Genomic DNA, 25,634 nt, shown 5'->3' on the forward strand with positions numbered 1-25,634 from the left:
GCCGTCCTTCAACCGGAGGTGGGGCGTGATCGACGGGTGCTTGTTGGGCATCGCCGTTGGCTCACCCCAACCTACGGGTGTCCGCGGCGGATGCGCGGTCGGGTGAATCCGTACAGCCGTAGGTTGGGGTGAGCCGCAGGCGATGCCCAACGTCGTCCTTCAGCCGGAGGTGGGGCGTGATCGACGGGTGCTTGTTGGGCATCGCCGTTGGCTCACCCCAACCTACGGGTGTCCGCGGCGGATGCGCGGTCGGGTGTATCCGTACAGCCGTAGGTCGGGGTGAGCCGCAGGCGATGCCCAACGCCGTCCTTCAGCCGGAGGTGGGGCGGGTCGTCGGGGTGCTTGTTGGGCATCGCCGTTGGCTCACCCCAACCTACGGGTGTCCGTGGCGATTGCACGGTCGGGTGAATCCGTACGGTCGCAGGCTGGGCCGCGCATCGCAATCGTCTTCCGCCCCGCCCCGTGGAGTGCCGCCGTCACGCGGTACTTCTGCGGAACCGGAGCCGAAGGCTTTGACCCGCCCTTGCGTCCATTCCTCTCCACGCCCGCACGGATCGCTTCGCCGCGGCGAACGGGAAAAGGTTTTTTTTACCATAAATAGTCAAAACAACCCTTTTTCATGGAGGGTATTTTAAACCTTAATCAAACAATTGATTTGAATATCAATGTATTGAGAGTGGCCCGCTTCCTGCTAAATCCTGTTTGAGCACCGCGCGCCTTCGATCGACAAGCGCTCGCCGCACGGTGCCGCCAAAACAGGAGTGAATGCATGGACACAGAACAGGACGTCACCGGCGAACCGCCGCGCAGCGCGCCCTACTACGCGCCAGCCGGCGACGAAGCCGGATTGTTCGAACAGGCGGCAAAGCACGACCTGCCGGTACTGATCAAGGGGCCGACCGGCTGCGGCAAGACGCGCTTCGTGCAGTACATGGCCGACCGTCTCGGACGCGCGCTCTATACGGTGGCCTGTCACGACGACCTGACGGCGGCGGATCTCGTCGGCCGCCACCTGATCGGGCCCGCCGGCACCTTCTGGCAGGACGGGCCGCTGACCCGGGCCGTGCGCGAAGGCGCCATCTGTTATCTCGACGAAATCATCGAGGCGCGCAAGGACACGACGGTCATCCTGCACCCGCTCACCGATGACCGCCGCATGCTGCCGCTCGACGCCACGGGCGAGTGCCTGCATGCCGCGCCCGGCTTCATGCTGGTGGTGTCCTACAACCCCGGCTACCGCAATCTTCTCAAGGGCCTGAAACCCAGCACCCGGCAGCGCTTCGTCGCGCTGTCCTTCGACTACCCGGCGCCCGCGGTCGAACAGCAGATCGTGGCGCACGAAGGCGGCGTCGATGCCGACACCGCGCACACGCTGGTCAAGCTGGCCGGCGCGCTGCGCCACCTGGGCGGCCACGACCTCGACGAATCGCCGTCGACCCGCCTGCTCATCCACGCCGCCCGACTGATCCGCGCCGGCGTCGACACCCTGACGGCCTGCACCGCCTGCCTGGCCGAACCGCTGACCGACGACCTCACCACGCGCGCGGCGATTCTCGACGTGGTGCGGGCGCACTTCGCCGTGGCGCCGGCGCGGGCACCAATGCGGACGTCGATACGAACGTCGATACGGACGCCAATTCGGGCCATCTGAATTTCATTCATCAACGGGAGGACACGATGTCGGAACGATTCACCAAGGGCATGGCCCGCAACATTTACTACGGCGGCGGGGCATTCTTCATGCTGCTGTTCATCGGCCTGACCGTCGACACGGTCACCGCGCTGCCCAAGCGCGAAAACCGCGACAAGCTGACCGCCGAAGTCGCCCAGGGCAAGGCGCTGTGGGAGAAGAACAACTGCATCGGCTGCCACACGCTGCTCGGCGAGGGCGCCTACTTCGCGCCCGAACTGGGCAACGTTTATACCCGCCGCGGCATGGGCGACGAACAGGCCTTCAAGGCTTTCTTCAATGCCTGGATGAAGGCCATGCCCAGCGGCGCCGAAGGCCGCCGGCAAATGCCCCAGTTCAATCTCAGCGAACAGGAACTGGACCACCTCGCCGACTTCCTGATCTGGACATCGCGCATCAATACCAACAACTGGCCGCCCAACGTCGAAGGCTGATCCAGGACACGCATCCAATCCAGGGACCCATCATGAAATACGCCTCTCAAAATATCGCGAAGCCCTACTTCGTCTTCGCCTTGCTGCTGTTCGTCGGACAGATCGTGTTCGGACTCGTGCTGGGTACCCAGTACGTGGTCGGCGACTTCCTGTTCCCCGAAATCCCGTTCAATGTCGCACGCATGGTGCATACCAACCTGCTCATCGTCTGGCTGCTGTTCGGCTTCATGGGCGCCACCTACTACCTCATTCCAGAGGAGTGCCAGTGCGAGCTGTACAGCCCGCGACTCGCGCGCATCCTGTTCTGGCTGTTCGCCGCCGCCGGCACGCTGACCATCATCGGCTACCTGGCGGTACCCTACGCGCGGCTGGCCGACCTGACCGGCAACGAACTGCTGCCGACCATGGGGCGCGAGTTCCTCGAACAACCGACGATCACCAAGCTGGGCATCGTCGTCGTCGTGCTCGGCTTCATCTTCAACGTCGGCATGACCGTGCTGCGCGGTCGCAAGACCGTGGTCAACATGGTGCTGCTGACCGGCCTGGTCGGGCTCGCCGTGTTCTTCCTGTTCGCCTTCTACAACCCGTCGTCGCTGACGCTCGACAAGTACTTCTGGTGGTGGGTCGTGCACCTCTGGGTCGAAGGCGTGTGGGAACTGATCCTCGGCGCCATCCTTGCCTTCATCATGATCCGCACCACCGGCGTCGACCGCGAAGTGGTCGAGAAGTGGCTCTACCTCATCATCGCCATGGCGCTGATCAGCGGCATCCTCGGCACCGGCCACCATTTCTTCTTCATCGGCGCCCCCGAGTACTGGCTGTGGATCGGCTCGATCTTCTCCGCCGTCGAACCGCTGCCCTTCTTCATGATGATGGTGTTCGCCTTCAGCATGCTGAAGCGCCGCCGCCGCGAACATCCGAACAAGGCCGCGATGACCTGGGCCGTCGGCACGACGATCATGGCCTTCCTCGGTGCCGGCGTATGGGGCTTCCTGCACACGCTGGCGCCGGTGAACTACTACACGCACGGCACGCAACTCACCGCGGCGCACGGCCACCTCGCCTTCTTCGGCGCCTACGTGATGATCGTGTTGTCCATCATTTCCTACTCCATGCCCATCCTCGCCGGGCGGCAGGCCAACAGCACGGCGGCGCAGAAGCTGGAAATCGGTTCGTGCTGGGTGATGTGCATCGCCATGCTGACGATCACCGTGCTGCTGACCGTTGCCGGCGCCATGCAGGTGTCGCTGCAGCGCCTGCCGGAAAGCGGTGACGCGCTGTCCTTCATGGCGACGCAGGACAAGATCGCCATGGTGTATTGGGCACGGCTCGTCGCCGGCGCAGCCTTCGGCGTCGGCGTGATGATGTATCTGGCAAGTTTCGTGGTTGCCAGCCTGACGCACCGCCAGGCGCCGCAACTGACCGTGGCGATCTGAAACGCGGGACCGGCGGCGCAGCCTGCCGCCGGCCCCGCCCCTCCCGCTCCCCTCCCCCGCCACCCAAAAATCATGGAAGAACAGGTCGGCATACGCTGGCATCATCTGGTCACCCGACTCGCCGATACGCGCCATCCGCAGGCGGCGGTCATGCTCGAGCGCATTGCGCCGCGACTGGCGACCGTGCTGCGCGCGCTGGGCGCCGACCCCGGACTGGGCGTGCGCGCCTCGCCCGAACGCCGCCTCGCCACGCCGCGCCGCTGGCTGCAGAAGCTGGCCGGCACCGGCCGGCGCCACGCGGTGGCCTGGCGCGACGACGACGGACTGCGGCTGCCGCCGGTGCTCGACACCTTCGACCAGATCGCACTCAACGAAGGGCTCGGCCTGTGGTTGGTCGCGCTGGCCAGCCGTGCACCGGCACCAGGTCCGGCAGACGACTGGGCCGGCTGGAACCGCCGGCTCGTCGCGCAAACGCTGGACGACTACCCGGGGCTGGCCGAACTTTACGGCCGGCTGGCGCGCACGCACGTCGCGCAAAGGCCGCGCCCGGCGCTGCAGGAAAGCGACGGCAGCCGGCGCGAAGCGGCGCTGCAGGCGGCGCTGCTCGAACCGCGCGACGCTCCGGCCGTACCGCCGGCCGCCGGCGATCCGCTGCCGGTGCCGCTGTGGCTCTATCCGGTCGAAGCGGCCGACAACGCTCGTCCGCCGTCCGACGACGCGGCCGAAGAGAGGCCGGCCGCCGCAGGCGCCGGCCAGCAGTTGCGCCAGCGCAAGCGCGCCAGCTACGTCGACGACATCGACGGCCGCAGCGGCCTTCTGGTGTTCCGGCTGGAAAGCCTGTTCTCGTGGTCGGAATTCATCCCGCTCGACCGCACCGCCGATGACGACGACACCGACGCGGCGCGCGTCGCCGAAGATCTCGACCATCTGAGCCTGTCGCGCAAGCGCAGCGCCAGCTCGTCTCGGCTGCGCGTCGACCTCGACCTGCCATCGGCGACCGAAGACGACATTCCGCTCGGCGAAGGCCGCTTGCTGCCGGAATGGGACTGGCGCAAGGCCGCGCTGCTGCCGGACCACTGCCGCGTCGTGCCGATGCTGCCGCGCGGCGCCACGCCGCTGCCGCTGCCCGCCCGGCTGCAGCCGGCCGCCACCCGGTTGCGCCAGCGCTTCGAATCGCTGCGGCCGCAGAAAAGCTGGTTGCGCCGCCAGGCGGACGGCGACGTGCTCGACCTGTCGGCCTGCGTCGATTTCAGCGTGCAGCGCCAGCTCGGCAGCGCCCCCGGCCAGCCCCTGCTGTGGCGCCGGCAGAGCGCGCAGCAGCGCGACCTCGCCTGCCTGGTGCTGGCCGACCTGTCGCTGTCGACCGAAGCGGCGATCGACGACGAGCACCAGGTCATCGACGTCATCCGCGACAGCTTGCACCTGCTCGGCGAGGCGCTCGACGCCGGTGGCGACGCCTTCTCGATGTACGGATTTTCATCGCGCCGGCGCGACCACGTGCGGCTGTCGCTGATCAAGAACTTCGCCGACGCCTGGGGCGACGAGGTGCGCGGGCGCGTGCAGTCGCTGCGCCCCGGCTATTACACGCGCATGGGTGCGGCCATCCGCCAGGCCACCGAAATCCTCGGCGGGCAAGCAGCGGAACAGCGGCTGCTGCTGCTGCTCACCGACGGCAAGCCGAACGACCTCGACCTCTACGAGGGCCGCTACGGCATGGAAGACACGCGCCACGCGCTGATGGAAGCGCGGCGCGCCGGGCTGCAGCCCTTCTGCGTGACGATAGACCAGGAGGCGGCCGACTATCTGCCGCACCTGTTCGGCGCGCAGCGCTTCCACCTGTTGCGCCGGGCGCAGGACCTGCCCCGCGTGCTGCCGCAGCTCTACCTGCTGCTGACCGGGCGCTCGCCGTGAACACCGCGTGCGCATCGGCCGACACCCGGCCGCGCACCGTCCCGGGCGACCTGGCGATGTGGTGCTTCATCCTCGCCGAACAGACGGTGTTCGCGCTGCTGCTCGGCGCACTCGCCCACGCGCGCGGCCGCTGGTCCGAACTGTTCAGCGCCGGCATGGCAACCGTGCATCCGCTCGGCGGCCCAGGGTCTGTTGACGTTCAATCGCAGACCGCGTTTGCAGCGCGCACGCCACGGGCAAGGCGCGCGACGAAGTCGAGACTGGCCGTCTGGACGAGGCGTGCAACGCGGTCCGTGGCGTACACGCTGCAAACCCGAAGGGCGTGAGTCCCGATGCGCCCAGCTCCGCGTTGGACCTCCTGACCTGACGGCCAGTCAGCCTGCGTCGGCCCGCCTTGATCTGAGCGCATCGGGACTCACGCGCGGTCAGCGATTGAACGTCAACAGACCCTTGCAACACGCTGGCCCTGCTGGCCGGCAGCTACGCGGTCGCCCGCGGCGTCGGCGCGCTCGCCAGCGGCCGGCTGGCCGCGTGGTTCGCCGCTGCGCTGGGCTGCGGCGCGCTCTATGTCGTCGTCAAGGCGGTCGAGTATGCGCAGCTGTTCGGCGCCGGCTGCACGCTGCGTACCGACACCTTCTACTTCTTCTACTTTTTCACCACCGTCTTCCACCTGATGCACGTGCTGCTCGGCATGGTGATGCTGGCCGTGGTCGCCCGGCGGGCGCAGCGCGGCAGGCTGGGCACGGACGAAGCCGGCCGCCGGCTGGCCGAAGCGGTCGCCGGCTACTGGCATAGGGTGGATCTGGTCTGGCTGGTGCTGTTTCCGCTGCTCTACGTGCTGCGATGAACAGCCGCGCGCAAACCCTGGCCTGGCTCGCCCTGTCGGCGCTGACGCTCGCCGGCTGGTGGCTCGGCCCTTACGCATCCGGTCGCTGGGCGAACTGGGGCCTGCTGTCGCTGACCGCCTTCAACCTGCTCATCCGTCACTTCATGGAACTGGGCAACGCGCCGGCATGGCTACGCCTGCCGGTGCTGGGCTGGCTGTTCGGCATGCTCGCGTTCATTGCGATCATGCTGTCATGAACCGTCGCCGCGCACGCCGCGGCGCGACAGGACCCGGGTCTCCGTTGCGGAGTCCGGGCCTTGTTGCTCAGACCGACAGTTGCCGCGCGATCTGCGCCTTCACCGCCGACAGCGCTTCCGGCAAGCGGTACTGCAGCCGGTCGAACAGCTCTTCGTGCAGCGCAAGTTCCTGCTGCCATGCCACCGTATCGATCGACGTGATGCGGTCGAACAGTTCGCGGCTGAACTCCACGCCCGCCCAGCTCAGGTCGTCATAGCGGGGCGTGGTGCCGAACAGGTGTTCGACGCCTTCGGCCTTGCCCGCCACGCGATCCAGCATCCACTTGAGCACGCGCATGTTCTCGCCGAAACCCGGCCACACGAACTTGCCGTTGTCGTCGGTACGAAACCAGTTCACGCAGAAGATGCGCGGCAGGGCCTGGCCCTGCGCCGACAGGTTCTGGCCGAGCGTGAGCCAGTGGCTGAAGTAGTCGCTCATGTTGTAGCCGCAGAAGGGCAGCATGGCGAACGGGTCGCGGCGCACCACGCCCTGCTGGCCGGCCGCCGCCGCGGTGGTTTCCGAGCCCATGGTCGCCGCCATGTAGACGCCTTCGATCCAGTTGCGCGCCTCGGTCACCAGCGGCACCGTGGTCGAGCGACGGCCGCCGAAGATGAAGGCCGAGATCGGCACGCCGGCCGGGTCGTCCCAGTTCGGATCGATCACCGGGTTCTGCGTTGCCGCGACGGTGAAGCGCGCGTTCGGATGGGCCGCCTTGGCGCCGGTCTCCTTCGCGATTTCCGGCGTCCAGTCGCGCCCCTGCCAGTCGATCAGGTGGGCCGGCGGCTGCTTGGTCATGCCTTCCCACCACACGTCGCCGTCATCGGTCAGCGCGACGTTGGTGAAGATGGTGTCGGACGCCAGCGACGCCATGCAGTTGGCGTTGGTATTCTGGTTGGTGCCCGGCGCCACGCCGAAATAGCCGGCTTCCGGGTTGATCGCGTACAGACGGCCGTCCTTGCCCGGCTTGATCCAGGCAATGTCGTCGCCGATGGTGGTGACCTTCCAGCCCTCGAAGCCCTTCGGCGGAATCAGCATCGCGAAATTGGTCTTGCCGCAGGCGGACGGAAATGCCGCCGCGACATAGTGCTTGTCACCCTGCGGGTTTTCCACGCCGAGGATGAGCATGTGTTCGGCCAGCCAGCCCTCGTCGCGGCCCATGGTCGATGCGATGCGCAGTGCAAAGCACTTCTTGCCGAGCAGAGCGTTGCCGCCGTAACCCGAGCCGAAACTCCAGATTTCACGCGTTTCCGGGTAATGAACGATGTATTTGGTGGCGTTGCACGGCCACGGCACATCCTTCTCACCCGCCGCCAGCGGCTTGCCGACCGTGTGCACGCAGGGCACGAAGTCGCCGTCGCTGCCCAGCACGTCGTACACCGCGCGGCCCATGCGCGTCATGATGCGCATGTTGACCGCCACATACGGCGAATCGGACAGTTCGATGCCGATCTGCGAAATGTGCGAACCGAGCGGGCCCATCGAGAACGGCACCACGTACATCGTGCGCCCGCGCATGCAGCCGCGGAACAGGCCGGTCAGCGTTTCGCGCATCTGCGCGGGCGCCATCCAGTTGTTGGTCGGGCCGGCGTCTTCCTCGCGTGCCGAGCAGATGTAGGTGCGGTCTTCGACGCGCGCGACGTCAGACGGGTCGGACAGCGCAAGATAGGAATTCGGGCGCTTGACCGGATCGAGGCGCTTCATCGTGCCCGATGCGACCATGTCGGCACACAGACGGTCGTATTCCTCTTCTGAACCGTCGCACCAGTAGATGGCGTCGGGTTGGGTGAGCGCCGCCACTTCGGCGACCCATGCGACCAGCTTGCGGCTCTTGACCCATGCCGGAACGGGTATTTCGCCGGAGCGGATCTGCTCGGGCGACAAGACGACTTTCATGCGACGCTCTCCATAACCACACTGGGCGGGACGCGGCAGCTGCCACGTGCCGTCCGGTTCAACCGTTTGAACGAAACCCGCATCAGGCCGGGTGGGCCCATGCATCGGACAGGTACTGACACAGGCGGGGTGGCCTGTGCCTTCCTTTCGGAGGTCGCACTTTATAGATAACGGCTTCTTATGTCTGCTATAAGAATCACGAATGGCGCGATTCTTCGTGCGCCGGCAGGCGCGTGGCAGCGAGCGCCGCGGCGCGGATCAGTACTCTGCGGGCGGCGCGACGAGCGCTTTCAGTCCCGCCCGATCGATCAGCCAGTGGTAGCGGCTGTCAGGCGCATCGGACAGCAGGTTGCTGCGGCGCAGGATGCCGAGCGCGCGGCTGGCTGATTCCGGCGCCGCGCCCAGAATGGCGCCGATGTCTTCCAGGCTCAGACGGATCGCCCGACCGGGTTCGGCGTCATCGACAAGCCGGAGCAGCAGGCGCGCGACACGGGTTTTTACATCGGCGTGGCCTGCCGTCAATTCGGCCAGCCAGGCATCGGCTTCAGCCAGTGCGGCATGCCAGTGTTCGAACAGGGGTTTCTGCAGGCGCGGCGTATCGCGGTTCAGCCGCTCGACCAGCACACGGGGAATGCGGCAAAGCGAGACCGGTGACAGTGAAAGCGAGGTGTGGTCATAGGCCGGACTGACCAGTGCTTCGAGACCGAATACGTCACCGCGACCCAGAATGCGCAGAATGCGCTGGGTGCCGTCCGCCCCGTAGCGCACCAGCTTGACGGCACCGCTGCGCACCGTAAACAGCCATTCCCCGTGCGCACCGGCGTGATAGATGACTGCGCCGGACGGATAATCGAAGTCGTCGATCTGGTCGTGCAGAAGCGCGAAGTCGGACTCGACCAGCTCGGCAAACAGTGCGCTGCGGCGCACGCCGCATTTCTGGCAGTCGCTGTGGCCGTGCCAGGCCGACTTGATCGTGATCGCGCGCACCCTGCCCCCGGTGAAAGTCCGCTAAGCCCGCCGCCAGGTGGTGCCGGCGGCAGAGTCTTCCAGTATGACGCCTTGTTGCTTCAATTCGTCCCGTACGCGGTCGGCGGTCGCGAAATCGCGTGCCTTCTTGGCAGCAATGCGCTGTTCGATGAGTGCATCAATCTGCGCATCGTCCAGTCCGCCTGCCTGCGCACGTCCTTGGAGGAATTCTTCCGCAGATCGTTCCAGCAGGCCGAGCACGCCGGCCAGCGCACGCAGTTCGCCCGAAACGGCCGGATCGCCACTGCGGTTGGCGTCGTTCGACAGTTCGAACAGCACCGCCATCGCTTCCGGCGTATTGAAATCGTCGTCCATCGCATTGCGCAGTCGCTGACCGGCCGGTGTGGTCCAGTCCGGACGGACATCGGCCGGCGGCACGTTCTTCAGCGTTGTATACAGGCGGTTCAGTGCGCCGCGGGCATCGTCGAGATGGGCGTCGGAGTAATTGAGCGGGCTGCGGTAATGCGCGCGCAGGATGAAGAAGCGCACCACTTCCGGGTCGTACTGCTTCAGCACTTCGCGGATGGTGAAGAAATTGCCCAGCGACTTCGACATCTTTTCGTCGTCGACGCGCACGAAACCGTTGTGCATCCAGTAATTGACGAAGGTATGGCCGTGTGCGCCCTCGCTCTGGGCAATTTCGTTCTCGTGGTGCGGAAACTGCAGGTCGGCGCCGCCACCGTGGATGTCGAAATGATCGCCCAGCAGCTGCGAACTCATGGCGGAGCACTCGATATGCCAGCCCGGTCGGCCATCGCCCCACGGCGACGCCCATTTCGCGTCGGCGGGTTCCGCCGGCTTGGCGTGCTTCCAGAGCACGAAGTCGAGCGGGTCCTGTTTGCCGTCGATCACGTCCACGCGCTCGCCGGCGCGCAGTTCATCGAGCGACTTGCCGGACAGCTTTCCGTAGCCATCGAACTTGCGCACGCTGTAATTCACGTCGCCGCTCGCCGCGCGATACGCCAGCCCCTTTTCCTGCAGCCGCTCGATCAGCGACTGCATCTGCGGCACGAATTCGGTCGCACGCGGCTCGTGATCGGGGCGCAGCACGCCGAGCGCATCGGCGTCCTCGTGCATCGCCGCAATGAAGCGGTCGGTCAGCGCGCGCATCGATTCGCCGTTTTCGGCCGCGCGCTTGATGATCTTGTCGTCGATGTCGGTGATGTTGCGGACATAGGTCACCGCATAGTCCGACGCGCGCAGCCAGCGCGCCACCATGTCGAACACCACCATCACCCGGGCATGACCCAGATGGCAGAAGTCATAAACGGTCATGCCGCACACGTACATGCGCACGCGACCCGGCTCGATCGGAAGGAATGCCTGTTTTTCGCGGCCTATGGTGTTATGGATCTTGAGCATTGGTGTGGGCCAGACGGAGGGTGCTTGGGGTATGCGCCGACCCGGCAGGCAGGTCGGTTCGGAATTCAGGCGCAACAACAGGACGTCGGCACGCCTTCTTGATAAGATTCGGGTCTGTCAAACGACGGTTTCACGCCAAAAAGTCTAACACATGGCCTCTTCGACACGTTTTCGGCTGCCGCTCGTATCGCGCCTCGCAGCCGCCCTGATGATGCTCGGCGTATCGCTCCAGCCGGCCTTCGCCAACAGTGTGCAGGAAGCCGAAAAGCTGCTGCGACAAAAGCAGCCGCAGCAGGCACTGGAACAGATCGACCTGTTTCTTGCAAAAGTGCCGCGCGATCCGCAGGGCCGTTTTTTCAAGGGACTGATCCTGACCGAACTGGGTCGCGTGCCGGAAGCGACTTCGGTATTCCAGAAGCTGACCGAGGACTACCCTGAACTGCCGGAGCCCTACAACAACCTGGCCGTTCTCTACGCCCAGCAGAAGCAGTTCGACAAGGCCAAGACAGCACTCGAAATGGCCATCCGTACCCACCCGAGCTACGCGGTGGCGCACGAAAATCTGGGCGACATCTACGCCCGCATGGCGACCCAGGCCTACGACCGGGCACTGCAGCTCGATTCTTCGAACATCGGTGCGCAGAGCAAGCTGAACATGATCCGCGAAATGGTCGGCAATACCCCGCGCAGTGGCAGCAAACCGACGTCAGCCGGCACGCTGGCGTCAACGCCGGCGGCGACCACTGTCGCAGCAGTCACGCCGCCGGTCGTTGCCCCGCCCAAGCCGCCGGAGCCCGCCAAGGCTGCACCACCCGTAGCGACTGCAACGCCCGCACCGGCAGTCACGCCGCCCGCTGCGTCTGCGGCTGCGGTCGCGCCGGCCGCCGACGCCACCGGCCTGCCGGTGGCCGACATCACGCGCACGGTCGAGAACTGGGCGGCCGCCTGGGCGCGCAAGGATGTGACCGCCTATCTCGCGCATTACGACAGCAGTTTCGAAGTACCCGGCAAGAAATCCCGCAAGGCGTGGGAGGCAGAACGCCGGGCACGCATCGACAAACCGGGCGCCATCGAGGTACGGGTCGAAAACGTGCAGGTCACCCGTGACGGCGCCGATCGCGTCAAGGCAACTTTCCGCCAGCACTACAAGGCCGTGGGCCTGAAAAGCTCCACCACCAAGACGCTCGTGCTGGTCAGCCGCGACGGTCGCTGGCTGATCCAGCGGGAGCGCGTCGGCGGATGACGGCGATGCGGTACTTTTCCGGACGCGCGGTCGCGCGTGTCCTGCGCAACGCGCTGTGCCTGTCGTCGCTGCTCGTCCCGCTTGCGATCGGCTCGGGTCAGTCAGGCGACGCCGTGCGCTATTCCGACAGCGGTCCGGAGCCCATGCTCGAACAGGTGTTCCGCCAGATCGAGCGCAACAAACTGGGACTTGCGCTCGAACAGGTCGATGCCCTGCTGCATATCTGGCCCAACTTCCGGCTCGGCCACCTGATTCGCGGCGACCTGCTGATGGCCCGGTCGAGTGCGCTGACCACGATAGGCAATGCGCCGAACGCGCCGGAAGAACGGCTGGCCGACCTGCGCGATGAAGCCGTGGCGCGCATCCGTGCCTACCGCGACAAGCCACCGGCCGATCGCGTGCCGCGCTACCTGCTGCAGTTGCAGGCGTCGCAACGTCACGCGGTGGTGGTCGACACGCGCCGCTCGCGGCTCTATCTATACGAGAACGTAGCCGGTCAGCCGCGCTTCGTTGCTGACTATTACGTATCGCATGGCCGGCTGGGCATCGAAAAGATGCGCGAAGGCGACAAGAAGACGCCGCTGGGTGTCTATCAGGTCACCGGCTTCCTGCCGCCGGAACGACTGACCGATTTCTATGGAGCGGGCGCGCTGCCGATCAATTACCCGAACGCGTGGGACCGCAAGCAGGGCCGCAAGGGTCACGGCATCTGGCTCCATGGCACGCCTTCCGACACCTTCTCGCGCCCGCCGCGCGCGTCGGACGGCTGCGTCGTGCTGGCCAATTCCGATTTCCTCGCGCTGAACAACCACCTGCAGGGCGCGTCGGTGCCGGTCATCATCAGCGACTCGGTGGAATGGCTGACGCTGGACGACTGGCAGTCCGAGCGCAGCGAGTTCAACCGGGCGCACGAACAGTGGCGCAGTGACTGGGAAAGTCGTGACGTCGAGCGCTTCCTGTCGCATTATTCTGCGCGGTTCAGCGCCGGCAAGAAGGATCTGGCGGCGTTTGCCGCACAGAAGCGCGCGGTGAACGCGGGCAAGAAATGGATCAAGGTCGGTGTGGACAAGTTGAGCACCTTCCGTAATCCCGGCCGCGAAGACCTGGTCGTCGTCACTTTCGAACAGGACTACCGCAGTGACAATCTGTCGAACCGCATGCTCAAGCAGCAGTACTGGCAGCGCGAAGACGGCCGCTGGCGCATCGTGTTCGAAGGCGAAGGCTGAACCCGGCCGCCCTTCATCGGTCTGTCCGGCTGACCTGTCCGTTTGCATGCCCGCATGAACCCCCGATCACCCAACCCGGAGTCATCCTCATGAAGAAGTTTCTGCTCGCGCTGCTCGCCAGCCTTGTTCCGCTGGCCGCAACCGCGGCCAACCCGCAGGTCGAACTCAAGACCAGTCAGGGTCCGATACTGATCGAGCTTTTCCCGGAGGCCGCGCCGGCCACCGTTGCCAACTTCCTGCAGTACGCAAAATCCGGCTTCTACGATGGCCTGATCTTTCACCGCGTGATCAACGGTTTCATGATCCAGGGTGGCGGTTTTGACGCCCAGATGAATCAGAAGGCAACCGGCGCACCGATCCGCAACGAAGCCGAAAAGGCCATGAGCAAGGGTGTGCGCAACGCACCGGGCTATCTGTCGATGGCGCGCACCAACGATCCGCATTCGGCCAGCGCCCAGTTCTTCATCAATCTGGTCGACAACCGCACACTCGACTACCCGTCGCGCGACGGCTTCGGCTACGCCGCCTTCGCCAAGGTGATCAAGGGCATGGAAGTGGTCAACGGCATCGCGAACGTCCGCACCGGCGACAATGGCCCGCACCAGAACGTCCCGCTGACGCCGGTGGTCATCCAGTCCGTCCGCGTCGTCGAAGCGCAGCCCTGAACCCGGGCGCGTAGTTGCCACGACTCGCTCCCACCCGCCCCACCCACGGTCGCCCCGCGCGGCCCCGCTTACGGAGATTCACATGGTCAAGCTGCACACCAACCACGGCGTCATCACGCTCGAACTCGACGCAGAAAAGGCGCCGCAGACGGTCGCCAATTTCCTCGCCTATGTCGAGGCCGGTCATTACAACAACACCGTTTTCCACCGCGTGATCGGCAACTTCATGATCCAGGGCGGCGGTTTCGAACCCGGCATGAAGCAGAAGGACACCCAGGCGCCGATCAAGAACGAGTCGGCCAACGGTCTTTCGAACACGGTCGGCACCGTCGCCATGGCACGCACGTCGGATCCGCATTCGGCCAGCGCCCAGTTCTTCATCAATGTCGGCAACAACCTCTTCCTCGACAAGGACCAGGCACAGGACGGCTGGGGCTACTGTGTGTTCGGCCGGGTCAGCGAAGGCATGGACGTGGTCGAAAAGATCAAGGCCGTGCGTACCGGTCGTTCGGGCTTCCACCAGGACGTGCCGGTCGAGGATGTGCTGATCGAACGCGCCGAAGTGGCCTGAGCGCTGAGGCGCGACGACGCATGGACCTGTTTGCTTCCGATCTCCACCTGTCGTCCGCCACGCCAGACCTCAACGCGGCCTTCCTGCATCTGCTCGAAGGCCGCGCGCGCGACGCCCGGCGGCTGTTCCTGCTGGGCGACATTTTCGAGGTGTGGGTTGGCGACGAAGACGCCGATCTGCCCGAACACCGCCCGATCATCGCCGCTTTGCGCGCGCTGAGCGACGCCGGCACCGACATCCATGTACTGCCCGGCAATCGCGACTTCCTGCTCGGCGCCGGATTCACCGCCGCCACCGGCGCCACGCTGCATGGCGACTGGCTGCTGTGCGACATCGCCGGACGCGAGGCCTTGCTGATGCACGGCGACACCTTGTGCACCGACGACCTGCCTTATCAGCAATTCCGCCGCATGGTACGCAGCGCCGACTGGCAAGCCGCCTTTGTCGCGCGCCCGCTCGCCGAGCGCCACGCGATCGCTGCCGACCTGCGCCAGCGCAGCCAGCAGGCCGTCGCCGGCAAGAGCGAAGAATTGATGGATGCCAACGGCGAAGCCATCGCCGCCGTGCTGCGCCACCATCAATGCACGTTGCTGATTCATGGTCACACGCACCGGCCGGCTCATCACACGCTCGACGTCGATGCCATCGCCTGCGACCGCTGGGTGATCGCCGACTGGCGCGACCGCGCATGCTGGCTCGAAGCCGACGACCACGACCTGCACGCTTTCACGACGGCCGACGATGACCATATCGTGCGCGACGCGCGCTACGCCTGAAGGATGACCGCCATGCGCCTGCCCGACTTTCCGGATGAACTGACGCTGCGCCTCGGTGCCGACGGCCACATCGAATGCCGCCGTGGCACCGACGAGGCAGCGCCCACCATCAGTTTCGACCCTGCATTCTTCGGCCAACCGGAGTCTGCCGACGCCCAGCGCGCGCTCGGCCGTTTCGTGTTTTCGCTGCTGCAGGGCATGGCCCCGGCGGCGAACGCCGCGGCCGGCCCCGTCGTCGACGGACCGGCTGCGCTGTACGACAACTTCGTCACGCTGCAGAACCGGGCGATGAAGGAATACTCCACCAGCCTGCTCGAAATGGCCGAAAAGTCCCTGCAGCAATCCGCCGCCGCCGGTTTCGGCCAGGCCATCGATGCGATGAAGGACTGGCCGTCGGTCCGGACCGTCGCCGACATGCTGATCGCCCGCGGACCGGAACAGCCGCGCTGAGCGGCTCCGATCTCCCGGACGGAAGGCGGGCTGACGGGCCACAGGCGCCGCTGCAACACCTGCTTGCAACTGGCAACAGCCGCGCGGCCGTGCATCGTCTAGTGTTCAGTCGTCGCGATTGCCCCCGGGCAGTCAGGCCCTCTCCTTCCGCAAGCCCGCCGTGTGCGGGCTTTTTTTTGCCCATCCCTTGCGCGGGCCCGGGCGTTCAAGCAACGTCCCCAGCCGCTGGACAACGCTCCGGAAAGAAAAAGCCAACTCGCGGGAGTTGGCTTTGACGACTGCATTCATGGTGCCGCTTGTCGGAATCGAACTGACGACCTACCGCTTACAAGGCGGTTTTACACGACCAAACCTGACCTCTATTGATACAATATTTACCTTTTATTCAATACTTTAATAAGTAAATAAGGGTTCAAATCACATCACAAGGTTACAAACAACATCATTTGGTTGTAACCTGAAATTCAACCTGATGGGTGGAGGTGTGACGATGGGCAAGCTGAACGATGCGGCAATCCGATCCGCCAAGGCGGGAGAAATCCGGCGAGACCTGGCTGACGGTGACGGCCTGTACCTTCGGGTCGAGCCGACAGGCCGAAAGGTTTTCTACGCTCGCTCAATGCTTGCAAAGAAGGTGCGGATGTACCGTTTGGGGGAGTACCCGGCCGAACTCTCCTTGGCGGAAGCGCGCACGGCGAACGCAGCACATCGCGCGGAGGTGGCAAAGGCGCGCGCAGGTGATGGCCCAGACCCCGCTAGCGCACGCAAGGAGCGCAAGCAGGCCACCACCTTGGCCGCCTTCGCGGAGGATGTCTATCTGCCATGGGCGGAGCGCAAAAAGCGTTCATGGCTCGAAGATCAAAGGATCCTCAGCCGTGACGTTCTCCCCTTTCTCGGTAGCCTGCGAGTGCGCGACATCGATCGCAAGCATGTTGCGAGCGTGGTCGAGCGGATCGAGCGACGCGGCAGCTTCAACGCGGCGTGGCAATGCTTGAAGCTTGTGCGCCGCTTGCTGGCGCTGGCGGTAGAGAAGGGAGTGATCGAGGCCAACCCGGCAGCCGTCGTCCGGACCATCGAGACGTTCACCCCGAAAGATCGGGTGCTGTCCGAACTGGAGCTATCCGCCCTGCTCCGAGTCCTTCCAGCAGTGATGCCGGCCGAACAGATGCACTTGGCCTTGCTGCTTCAAATCCACACCTTGTGCCGACCGAGTGAGGCGCGCGAAGCCATGCGCGGCGAATTCGACAAGGTACGCGGGATCTGGACGATTCCAGCGGCCCGATCAAAAAACGGCGTTGCGCACATCGTCCCGATAACCCACTCGGTCGCGCAGGTTATCGAACGAGCAGAAGCCGCGGCCGATACGCTTGCGGCACAGCGAGGCGAGGAACCGTCGCCGTTCTTGTTCCCCGGAAAGCTGCGCGGGCGACCGGTGTCTGAACAGTCTGTTGGCCGGGCGATTACACGGGATTTCAAGCTGGAGAAATCGACGCTGCGCGCAGCGGATATCGAGCCTTTCACGCCGCACGACCTCCGGCGAACAGGGGCAACACACCTGGCAAGGCTTGGGCACGGCCCGATCGTGCCGATGCTGTTGAATCACACCCCCCAGGGCGTGACACGCCAGCACTACGACCTTCACGACTACCTGCCAGAGCGGCGGGCAGCGCTTGAAGTGTGGTCAAGCCGCCTTGAAGGCCTGAAAGTCGAACAGACCGCCGACGGTGTAAAGATCACGGCGATTCGGTCCAACTTCGCTTGAAACTTTAAAGTTCGTCCTGATACTCTCTGATCGCCGTTGGGAAGTCGTCAGCCCAGCAGAAAGTGAAGACGTACCGGGCTTGGCAACCGGAGTACAGGTAGCGCCTCCATGAAAAATGAGGCTGGCAGTCGGGGACAGGCCGACGACCCTTGAGGGGTTCGCAATCACCAAGCGAGAAAAAGCCACCGCGCACCGCGGTACCGCTCATTTCTTGTTGGAGCCTGATATGCGAACCAAATCGAACTCACCCGTTACCTCAGCACGGCCCTCTGACGCCGCAACTTCGCCTGCTGGTGCAGCCCACGACGGCGACTCAATCCTGAAAGCCCCCGAGGTCTGCGCGATCTTTCGTCGCAGTCTGCCGAGCCTGCGCCGCGACTGGCGAGCCGGCCGCATCCCCGCCCCTATCCGTATCGGAGTGCGCGCCATGGGCTGGCGACGTAGTGACATCGAAAAGCACTTAGCGAGCCTTGAGCCAGAAGCAACCCCGGGTCAGGAGGCCGCGTAACCATGGCCGCCAACAAGACCGCCCCGGCCGGCTGGACCCCGGCTCAGGGCGATGACCACATTCAAAAGCCCCCTGAGCTTACCTTCGAAAGCGCCGGAAGCAACGATCAGCGACCCGATATCAGCTCGTCGGCCGCCTGCACATGCCGCAGCCGCGGCGAGTGCATGACGTGCCGCCGGCACATTCACCGCTCGCTACAACGCGAAGAACGCCGGGCTGCGATGAAGACGAATCGTGGGCGGGCGTAATGTCGTACAAGGTCATGCGCGAGGTCATGGAGAACTTCCGGGGCGGCGGGTCCCACCATGCCGTTATGACGGTGCTTGCGGATTTTGCAGACGACTCCGCGATCTGCTGGCCGTCCGTTGCGACAGTCGCAAGGCGCATCAGTCGCTCGCGGGCTACGGCACAGAGGATCCTTCACGATCTGATCGGACACGGCTTCCTTGTGGTGATCGACAACGCGCATGGCGGCGCGCCAGGTAGCACGCGTCGTTATCGAATTTTCCCGAAAGGCGATGGGAAGGGGATTAAGACGGGTAGCACCAGTGCAACGGGTATCACTAATGCGACGGGTCGCACTCTTGAGCGCGACGGGTATCACCAGTGCAGCGAGACGGGTATCACCACTGCGACCCAAACAAACAATGAACAAACAGTGAACCATGCAGAGCAATCTGACGACGGAATCGGTCAGCGTAAGGCGGACGTTCCGCAACTGAAGCCAAAGCGAACCCGGACGAAAGCTGCGGCATTAACGCTCAACGATTACCTAAGGCGATGCACGGCCGAAGGCGTTCCGCAACTCCCTGACAGCGACCCCGTTTTCAGATATGCCGAGAAAATTGGCCTTTCGGACGAGTTCCTTGGGCTCGCATGGAGCGAGTTCTGCCGCGACCACATCGAACGCCAGTCGCAACAGACTGACTGGCGGGCGCACTTCCGAAACGCCATCCGCAAGAACTGGCTGAAGCTCTGGTACGTGGACAAGCAGACCGGCGAGTATCGGCTAACAACCGCCGGCGAGCAGGCCGCACGGGCACAGCACGGAGGGCGCGAAGCATGAGCCATCAGACCATCGTCCTTCCGCCTCACAGCATCGAGGCTGAACAATCCCTGATCGGCGGCCTGCTGATCGACAACAAGAGCTTCGATCGGATCGCGGAGATCGTGAGCGACGGGGACTTCTACCGCGACGACCACCGCCGAATTTTTCGTCACATTTCGGCCCTTTTGATGTCGGGGAAGCCTGCGGATGTGGTTACAGTCTTTGGCTCTATCGATGCTGCAGGAGAAGCAGAACGGATGGGCGGGCTGGCGTACCTAGGGGACATCGCCAACAACACACCCTCCGCAGCGAATATCCGAGCCTATGCGGCCACGATCCGGGATCGGGCGTACCGACGCAGGGGTCAAGGCGAAATAGAGGCGCTGGCGGTCTCCTACGCGGCCGGCGGGCTTTCACACGAGGACTTTGCTGCTGGTCTAGAACAGATCGCGGCGCGAGCTATCGACACGGAACGCGACGAACCCGCCCCGCTGGCCACGTCGATGCAACTGGCGGTCGATTACATTGAGCGCAGGGCCGAACAGCGCGGCCAACTTGCTGGCCTGAGCAGCGGGCTACGCGACGTCGACAAGGTGACCGGTGGGTTCGAACCTGGGCAGCTAGTGATTCTCGCGGCCCGTCCATCCGTTGGAAAAACGGCGTTGGCATTGGGAATGGCGGACGCCGCCGCTTTGGCTGAACAGACTGTTCTGATGTTCTCGCTCGAAATGCCCAAGCGCGAGCTGGCGATGCGCCTAATGGCTCAGCGTACAGGAGTCAGTATTCAGGCCATGCGCACCGGCACGCGCGTCGAAGACTATCGGTCTGTTTTCGCCCGCGAGCTCTCGCACGCGCAGACGCAAAGGCTGTTCATTGATGACAAGCACGCCGTCGGGCTGGCCTACGTCCGTGCCCGGGCGAAACGGATCCAGCGAATGCACGGACTCGGACTCATCGTTATCGACTACATCGGCCTGATGCGGGGGGAAGGTCAGAACCGCACGCAGGAGCTTGGCGCTATCTCTCGCGGGCTAAAGGCGCTCGCCAAGGAACTGGGGGCGCCCATCATCGCGTGCGCTCAACTGAACCGGGGAACCGAGGCTCGAACCGATCGCCGGCCCCAGCTTCACGACCTACGAGACAGCGGGGAAATCGAGCAGGACGCGGACATCGTGCTGATGCTCCATCGCGAGGAAACGACGAACAATGCGCCGGAGTGGCGCGGACTGGCTGAAGTGTTCGTGCGCAAAAACCGCAACGGCCCGACCGGTGAGATTCGCCTGCGCTACGAAGGGGAAAAGACACGATTCAGTGACTACACCGGACCGGACCCGCGTGCTTCACAGCTCGGCAGCGGGCAGATGCAAGCTCGATCGCGCGGGTTCACATACCCGATGAACGACTGAAGCCACCCCACCCGTTGGAGGTCCGTGCAGCTACCTAACGCAGCGCCCAGTAAAGAAGCCCGCCGGAAACGAGAGACACGGCCGGGACGACCACGACGATTGCCCAAGCAGTGCGCTCAAGGCTTTGCTGCACGATGAACTGGTTCAGCCCTTGGTACAGCATCCAAACTTCGTCCTTCAGGCCGGGGAACGATGAATCGAAATCACGAAGTTCGCCCCCCATTTGACTTATCTCGAAGCCATCTGCAGGGCTCACGCTGCTCCTAACATACCGATAGCCCATGACTAAGAAGATTGCATAGGGAATTGTCAGCACAGCCCAATCACGGCTACCCGCGATTAGCAGCGCCCAGTGGAACATTACAAATCCGCAAAACAAATAGTGGCGTAGAACGGTTTGTACAGATTCCACACGCTGTTGCTGCTCAAGGATGAAAGAGATTCGGTCTTTCGCCTCAGCTCTCGAAAGTCTTCCTCTTGCCATGATCGCCCCCGAAAAAAGCTTCACTTTTAACAGGAATTATCCGCTCGGAATGCCTGCAATCTCACCGTACGGCACCGTATTGACCAACTACCTTTCTTGCCAAGCGCCACAACCGTATGCAGTTGATGCGCACACAAGATCGCCCGCAAACCAAATGCAGGTGGGGCGCTCCGCGAAAAGCGGTCCGGCACCGACAATCGAAGGCAACAGGGGAAACCCTGATACACGCACTTTACAGTGCGCAGTGTTTCAACAGCCTGTTCAACAGCGGCGCATCACCACCTAAAACACGCCGATTGTTGCCACATCGAACAGGTCTGAAACGACAGCCGCGCGCCGTCGGGAAAACATCTAGCCGCTTGCGGTGGCTGTTCATCCAGAACGCTGGCAGAGTGCATGAATCATGCGCGACGCATGCACAGGAGCGGGCAGGACACCAGATGCAGAACGGCAACCAGCGCGAGCTTTTCTCACGTCCAACACTCGGACGCCCGGTTCATCGCCCGGAGGCTGCCGACCTGTTCGGCCCGGAGGTTGTGTGCCTCGACGCGGACGCGATCGTTCGCGGTTTCATGGCCGTGCTGACGCCGCGCGGCGGCAATGCTGCGGAGCGCGACCGGGCCGCAGTCGATGCCGTTCGCGCCTGGGCGATGCTCGACAGCTTCACCCGTCTGCACCAGAACCGCCCCGCGGTTCCTGACGCCAAGCAGCGGATCATGCAGCGCATCAGAGAGGCCGCTGCGCTTCAGGCCTTCATCGACGACGGGAACGATAGCGTCGAGGCTCGCGACGTACTCGACGACCGGTTGAGGGCTGCGCGCGCCGAGCTGGTGGCGGGCTTCCCCGGCGTTGAGCACCACGCCTTCATTGTCCTGCTGGACTGAGGATCGCTTGGGCTTCGCTTGTCCTGCCCTCGCTGCTCATCGCGCGCTCGTTGGATTTCTGCGGGCTTTCGCCGTCGCGACCCGCTGTAACCCTGTCCCGAAGGTTTCCGGCGCCGGCAAATTTTGGAACCGGGGCATGATGATGTGTGGCGCGCGCGTGATCACCCCTCCCCGGCGGGGTCGGCCCGGCTCGTGGTGGGCTTTGCACCGTGGCGCTGCTGATGTCACGCCATGTCACACGCACCAAGCCGGCCCGATGCTAGTCCGGTGCTCATCCGGTGCTTGTTCCATGCTCCGCTCATCGTTGGCCTAGACATGGACTGGCCCGGCCGTCAGCGGCTCATCGTCCGCCCCTGACGCAGACAACAGTCTGTCACAGGATGTTCTTCGATTCTGGCGTCAATGCGACGTTTCAGCGTCACGATGCAACGTCACATTACGGGCTTGCGGAGCGGATCGAACACGGGCAATCTAGCCTCCCTGTGCTGATGTCAATGTCACATGGACACGGTGCAGCGGGGATCCTTCAACAGCCTGTGGAGCCTCGACCATGAACACATTCACGCCCGACCGTGCAGCCCTGCGCACCATCGAAACCACCTTCGCAACCGCGCGACTGCTTGCTGCCGTCGACATGCTGCTGGATCGCCTGCCCGATGGCCTTGGCGATGCCGACGCGGCCACCGCGCGCACCGCGCCCCCGGCTGAGTACATCGACACACACGCGGGGCTGATCGAGTGCGCAGCGGCCGAACTAGAGGTACTGGCTCGCCGCATGCCGAGGCCGACGCGATGAACGGACGCGGCAGCACGCGCCGAACCGTCAGCAAGGCCACAACGCATGCGCAGAGCACCCGCACATAGACCGGCCGCATCAACGCAGCCCGCGCGCCCGCTGGCGACGCTCTGGCCATGGCCGAAGCCCGCAAGCTGCTTCGCATGCATCGGAGCTGCCTGGGCCGTCTCGCAGCCGCTGGCAATGTCCCGGCGCGACGAATGGGTCACGCGTGACGATCCACCCGCGCCTGGCTGCTTCGATACTGGCTGGCACTGATCAACAGACTGTCGGCGGCAGAGCGAGAGAGGCGAAAACAGACTCATCCAGCCTGATCGCTGGGCACGTCAAAAAACGCGCTGGAGAGTGCCACGACGGGCGGTTGTAACCGCATTTGAAACCTGAAGGCGGGGAACAACTACCCTCCTCGCCCACAAGCCATTGAATTCATTGGTGCCGCTTGTCGGAATCGAACTGACGACCTACCGCTTACAAGGCGGTTGCTCTACCAACTGAGCTAAAGCGGCGCGGGGCGGATTATATCTGCTGTCCACCGGGCATGGCGCGCGCATCGCTGACTCATGGGATCGGCCATGGATTAAACTCGAATCATCATGAACGTGTCTCCACCTGTCAGCGCGCCGCAGACGTACGCGAATGGAGCCCCCCCTGCCCGATGTCCGATACCGTCACGCCCGTGCCCGTTCCTGGCTCCTCCGCAAATCGTCTGACGGGAACCGATGCCGGGCCGACGATTGCCCGTCCGCTCAATGTGCTGCTGATCGAGGATTCGGAAGACGACGCGCTGCTGCTGCTGCACCGCTTCCGGGCAGCCGGCTACCAGGTGTGGTCGCAGCGGGTGGAAGACGAGCGCTCACTGCGCGAGGCGCTGTCGTCGCGCACCTGGGATCTGGTGCTGTCCGACCACAACATGCCGCGCTTTTCGGCGATGGCGGCGCTGTCCATCCTGCAGAAACTGGAGCTCGACCTGCCCTTCATCATCGTGTCCGGTGTCATCGAGGAAGACATCGCGGTGTCGGCCATGCGGGCTGGCGCGCATGACTATCTCAGCAAGGGCAAGCTCGACCGGCTGATTCCAGCGGTCGAGCGCGAAATTCGCGAGGCGCGCAACCGGGCCGAACGGCACAGCGCGCTCGATGCCGTGCGCGACAGCGAGGCCCGCTTTCGCGCACTGGCGGCCAACATTCCGGGCATGGTGTTCCAGCTGCTGCGGCATGAAGACGGCGGCTGGCGCTTCCTGTTCGTCAGTGAAGGCTGCCTCGCGCTGCTCGGTTTCAAGGCGGGCGAACTGGTGGCGCAACCGCGCCGCTTTCTCGACATGGTCCTGCCCGAGGACATGCCGGAGCTGGAGCGCGCGATGCACCTGTCGGCGCACACCCAGGCGACGGTGAACTGGGACGGCCGCATCCGCCTGCCGGACGAGGACATCAAGTGGGTGAACCTGCGCTCGTCGCCGCGCGTGCTCGCGTCCGGCGTGCTGATCTGGGAAGGCATCGTTTCCAACATCACGCAGAGCAAACTGACCGAACGTGAGTTGCGACAGTCGCGCGGCCAGCTGGCCGAGCTGTCGTCGCATCTGCAGATCGCCAAGGAAGAGGAACGCGAACGCATTGCACGCGACATCCACGACGAACTGGGCGGCCTGCTGGTGGCGCTGAAGTTCGAAGTGTCGCTGCTGGCGAACAAGACCGCAGCCGATCCGGGCGCAATCAAGGCGCGCTCGGTCAGCATGGGCAAACTGGTGGATGACGCGATCACCACGGTCGGGCGGATCGCGCGCGAACTGCGGCCGGGCATCCTGAAGGAATTCGGCCTCGCGCCGGCCGTCGAGAGCCATGCGGAAGACTTTGCCGCCCGTACCGGCCTGAAGTGCGAGTTGCTGTGCATCGATCACGACATCGATCCGGACGAGGAAACCGCCATCGCGCTGTTCCGCGTGTTCCAGGAGGCGCTCACCAATGTATCCAAGCACGCCGGCGCGCACACGGTTGAAGTGCGCCTCACGCAAGAAGACGACGACATCGTGCTCGAAGTGGGCGACGATGGCCGGGGCCTGGCGCCGGAAGACCTGAACAAGCCCAAATCATTCGGCCTGCGCGGCATCCGCGAGCGCGTGGTGCACCTGAACGGACGTTTCGAAGCGAGCAGCCGCGAGCACGGCGGTACCCGCCTGCTGCTGAGGGTGCCTGCGTGCCGTCGCACCGTACTGGAGTTTTCCCGATGAGCAGCATCCGCATACTTATTGCAGACGACCACGCCATCGTGCGCTCCGGCCTGCGCCAGATCCTTTCAGACAGCCCGGACCTCATCGTCACGGGTGAAGCGGAAAATGGCGTCGAAGCGATGCACAAGCTGCGCGACGGCAGTTTCGACCTCGTGCTGATGGATGTATCGATGCCCGACCGCAATGGCATCGACACACTCAAGCTGGTGCGCAAGGAATTTCCGCGCCTGCCGGTGCTGGTGCTGTCGATGCATCCGGAGGACCAGTACGCGATCCGCGCACTGAAAGCCGGCGCCTCGGGCTATCTGACCAAGCAGAGCGCGCCGGAACAGCTGGTCACCGCGATCCGTCAGGTCGCCAGCGGCAAGAAGTATGTTTCGCCGACGCTTGCGATGGAACTGGCCAATGCCATCACCGACGACGACGAGCGGCCGCCGCACGAGAAATTGTCCGACCGCGAATACCAGACGCTGGTAATGATTGCCTCCGGCAAGACGCTGACGCAGATCGGCGAAGAACTGAGCCTCAGCGTCAAGACGGTCAGCGTCTATCGCGCACGTCTGCTGGAGAAGATGCGCATGAAGAACAACGCCGAACTGACCCACTACGGCCTCAAGCACGGGCTCACCGATTAGGCCAACCGCCCGCACTGCCGTGCGGAGTGTGGAATAACTTGCGGATGCGCCCTCAAGCCCGTCGTCGGCGTGCCGTTGTAA

Annotated in this window: 24 protein-coding genes and 1 tRNA gene; 20 read left to right on the forward strand and 5 right to left on the reverse strand. The window is 64.4% G+C overall.

The genetic code is table 11. The features are described 5' to 3' along the window. Window positions 1–769 precede the first annotated feature (769 nt). The 7 genes from Q8Q80_RS00005 to Q8Q80_RS00035 all read left to right on the forward strand — a co-directional run bounded on the left by Q8Q80_RS00005 (window position 770) and on the right by Q8Q80_RS00035 (window position 6,554). Window positions 770–1,651 (forward strand): CbbQ/NirQ/NorQ/GpvN family protein, encoded by an 882-nt coding sequence (locus Q8Q80_RS00005; protein WP_305630964.1) that lies wholly within the window; start codon window positions 770–772, stop codon window positions 1,649–1,651. A 26-nt stretch (window positions 1,652–1,677) separates the two neighbouring features. Next, complete coding sequence (locus Q8Q80_RS00010; protein WP_305630965.1) at window positions 1,678–2,124, forward strand: cytochrome c; 447 nt, start codon at window positions 1,678–1,680, stop codon at window positions 2,122–2,124. Window positions 2,125–2,156: 32 nt separating this feature from the next. Beyond that, window positions 2,157–3,560 carry a cbb3-type cytochrome c oxidase subunit I gene (locus Q8Q80_RS00015; protein ID WP_305630966.1) on the forward strand — a complete coding sequence of 468 codons (1,404 nt, stop codon included), beginning with the start codon at window positions 2,157–2,159 and terminating at the stop codon, window positions 3,558–3,560. Window positions 3,561–3,632: 72 nt separating this feature from the next. Then, complete coding sequence (locus Q8Q80_RS00020) at window positions 3,633–5,471, forward strand: nitric oxide reductase activation protein NorD (protein WP_305630967.1); 1,839 nt, start codon at window positions 3,633–3,635, stop codon at window positions 5,469–5,471. After that, a complete protein-coding gene (locus Q8Q80_RS00025; protein ID WP_305630968.1) occupies window positions 5,468–5,797 on the forward strand; it encodes a hypothetical protein in 330 nt (109 codons plus the stop codon). The genes Q8Q80_RS00020 and Q8Q80_RS00025 overlap by 4 nt, the downstream gene beginning before the upstream one ends. Window positions 5,798–5,940: 143 nt before the next feature. Continuing rightward, window positions 5,941–6,318, forward strand: coding sequence for a cytochrome c oxidase subunit 3 (locus tag Q8Q80_RS00030; RefSeq protein ID WP_305631059.1), 378 nt, complete (start codon window positions 5,941–5,943; stop codon window positions 6,316–6,318). Continuing rightward, a complete protein-coding gene (locus Q8Q80_RS00035; RefSeq protein ID WP_305630969.1) occupies window positions 6,315–6,554 on the forward strand; it encodes a cytochrome C oxidase subunit IV family protein in 240 nt (79 codons plus the stop codon). The genes Q8Q80_RS00030 and Q8Q80_RS00035 overlap by 4 nt, the downstream gene beginning before the upstream one ends. Window positions 6,555–6,621: 67 nt before the next feature. On the opposite strand, the gene Q8Q80_RS00040 is transcribed toward Q8Q80_RS00035, so the two are convergent. From Q8Q80_RS00040 to cysS, 3 genes are all read right to left on the reverse strand, one after another. After that, on the reverse strand, window positions 6,622–8,487 hold the full coding sequence (locus Q8Q80_RS00040) for a phosphoenolpyruvate carboxykinase (GTP) (protein ID WP_305630970.1): 1,866 nt from the start codon (window positions 8,485–8,487) through the stop codon (window positions 6,622–6,624). A 258-nt stretch (window positions 8,488–8,745) separates the two neighbouring features. Then, complete coding sequence (locus Q8Q80_RS00045; protein ID WP_305630971.1) at window positions 8,746–9,474, reverse strand: Crp/Fnr family transcriptional regulator; 729 nt, start codon at window positions 9,472–9,474, stop codon at window positions 8,746–8,748. 21 nt (window positions 9,475–9,495) lie between these two features. Further along, a complete protein-coding gene (gene cysS, locus Q8Q80_RS00050; RefSeq protein ID WP_305630972.1) occupies window positions 9,496–10,875 on the reverse strand; it encodes a cysteine--tRNA ligase in 1,380 nt (459 codons plus the stop codon). A gap of 151 nt (window positions 10,876–11,026) precedes the next feature. Here cysS and Q8Q80_RS00055 point away from each other — a divergent pair, with 151 nt between their 5' ends. The 9 genes from Q8Q80_RS00055 (at window position 11,027) to dnaB (ending at window position 20,530) form a co-directional block, all read left to right on the forward strand. After that, complete coding sequence (locus tag Q8Q80_RS00055; protein WP_305630973.1) at window positions 11,027–12,118, forward strand: tetratricopeptide repeat protein; 1,092 nt, start codon at window positions 11,027–11,029, stop codon at window positions 12,116–12,118. Between the two features lie 5 nt (window positions 12,119–12,123). Next, window positions 12,124–13,344, forward strand: coding sequence for a murein L,D-transpeptidase family protein (locus Q8Q80_RS00060; protein ID WP_305630974.1), 1,221 nt, complete (start codon window positions 12,124–12,126; stop codon window positions 13,342–13,344). An 89-nt stretch (window positions 13,345–13,433) separates the two neighbouring features. Continuing rightward, window positions 13,434–14,009, forward strand: coding sequence for a peptidylprolyl isomerase (locus tag Q8Q80_RS00065; protein ID WP_305630975.1), 576 nt, complete (start codon window positions 13,434–13,436; stop codon window positions 14,007–14,009). Between the two features lie 82 nt (window positions 14,010–14,091). Then, entirely contained in the window at window positions 14,092–14,580 is a 489-nt protein-coding gene (locus Q8Q80_RS00070; protein ID WP_305630976.1) for a peptidylprolyl isomerase, read from the forward strand. A 20-nt stretch (window positions 14,581–14,600) separates the two neighbouring features. Next, on the forward strand, window positions 14,601–15,356 hold the full coding sequence (locus tag Q8Q80_RS00075; RefSeq protein WP_305630977.1) for a UDP-2,3-diacylglucosamine diphosphatase: 756 nt from the start codon (window positions 14,601–14,603) through the stop codon (window positions 15,354–15,356). A gap of 3 nt (window positions 15,357–15,359) precedes the next feature. Next, window positions 15,360–15,806: a hypothetical protein gene (locus Q8Q80_RS00080; RefSeq protein ID WP_305630978.1), complete on the forward strand. Its 447-nt coding sequence runs from the start codon at window positions 15,360–15,362 to the stop codon at window positions 15,804–15,806. A 490-nt stretch (window positions 15,807–16,296) separates the two neighbouring features. After that, window positions 16,297–17,568 carry a site-specific integrase gene (locus tag Q8Q80_RS00085; RefSeq protein WP_305630979.1) on the forward strand — a complete coding sequence of 424 codons (1,272 nt, stop codon included), beginning with the start codon at window positions 16,297–16,299 and terminating at the stop codon, window positions 17,566–17,568. A gap of 755 nt (window positions 17,569–18,323) precedes the next feature. After that, window positions 18,324–19,142: a helix-turn-helix domain-containing protein gene (locus tag Q8Q80_RS00090; protein WP_305630980.1), complete on the forward strand. Its 819-nt coding sequence runs from the start codon at window positions 18,324–18,326 to the stop codon at window positions 19,140–19,142. Beyond that, on the forward strand, window positions 19,139–20,530 hold the full coding sequence (gene dnaB, locus Q8Q80_RS00095; RefSeq protein WP_305630981.1) for a replicative DNA helicase: 1,392 nt from the start codon (window positions 19,139–19,141) through the stop codon (window positions 20,528–20,530). The genes Q8Q80_RS00090 and dnaB overlap by 4 nt, the downstream gene beginning before the upstream one ends. A gap of 34 nt (window positions 20,531–20,564) precedes the next feature. Here dnaB and Q8Q80_RS00100 read toward each other — a convergent pair whose 3' ends face one another. Then, entirely contained in the window at window positions 20,565–21,038 is a 474-nt protein-coding gene (locus tag Q8Q80_RS00100; RefSeq protein ID WP_305630982.1) for a hypothetical protein, read from the reverse strand. A gap of 416 nt (window positions 21,039–21,454) precedes the next feature. On the opposite strand from Q8Q80_RS00100, the gene Q8Q80_RS00105 reads away from it, so the two are divergent. Together Q8Q80_RS00105 and Q8Q80_RS00110 are read left to right on the forward strand one after the other, a co-directional pair. After that, the gene (locus Q8Q80_RS00105; RefSeq protein WP_305630983.1) at window positions 21,455–21,898 is read left to right on the forward strand and encodes a hypothetical protein; all 444 of its coding nucleotides are present in this window, start codon (window positions 21,455–21,457) and stop codon (window positions 21,896–21,898) included. A 550-nt stretch (window positions 21,899–22,448) separates the two neighbouring features. Next, window positions 22,449–22,694, forward strand: a complete 246-nt coding sequence (locus Q8Q80_RS00110; protein ID WP_305630984.1) for a hypothetical protein — start codon at window positions 22,449–22,451, stop codon at window positions 22,692–22,694. A gap of 430 nt (window positions 22,695–23,124) precedes the next feature. Here the strand turns inward: Q8Q80_RS00110 and Q8Q80_RS00115 are convergent. Beyond that, a tRNA-Thr gene (locus Q8Q80_RS00115) sits at window positions 23,125–23,200 on the reverse strand. A 149-nt stretch (window positions 23,201–23,349) separates the two neighbouring features. On the opposite strand from Q8Q80_RS00115, the gene Q8Q80_RS00120 reads away from it, so the two are divergent. Both Q8Q80_RS00120 and Q8Q80_RS00125 read left to right on the forward strand, forming a co-directional pair. Then, window positions 23,350–24,918 (forward strand): ATP-binding protein, encoded by a 1,569-nt coding sequence (locus Q8Q80_RS00120; RefSeq protein WP_305630985.1) that lies wholly within the window; start codon window positions 23,350–23,352, stop codon window positions 24,916–24,918. Beyond that, a complete protein-coding gene (locus tag Q8Q80_RS00125; RefSeq protein WP_069039955.1) occupies window positions 24,915–25,553 on the forward strand; it encodes a response regulator transcription factor in 639 nt (212 codons plus the stop codon). The genes Q8Q80_RS00120 and Q8Q80_RS00125 overlap by 4 nt, the downstream gene beginning before the upstream one ends. The last annotated feature ends 81 nt before the right edge of the window (window positions 25,554–25,634 follow it).

The sequence above is a fragment of the Methyloversatilis sp. genome, assembly GCF_030698125.1.
Classification (GTDB): Bacteria; Pseudomonadota; Gammaproteobacteria; order Burkholderiales; family Rhodocyclaceae; genus Methyloversatilis.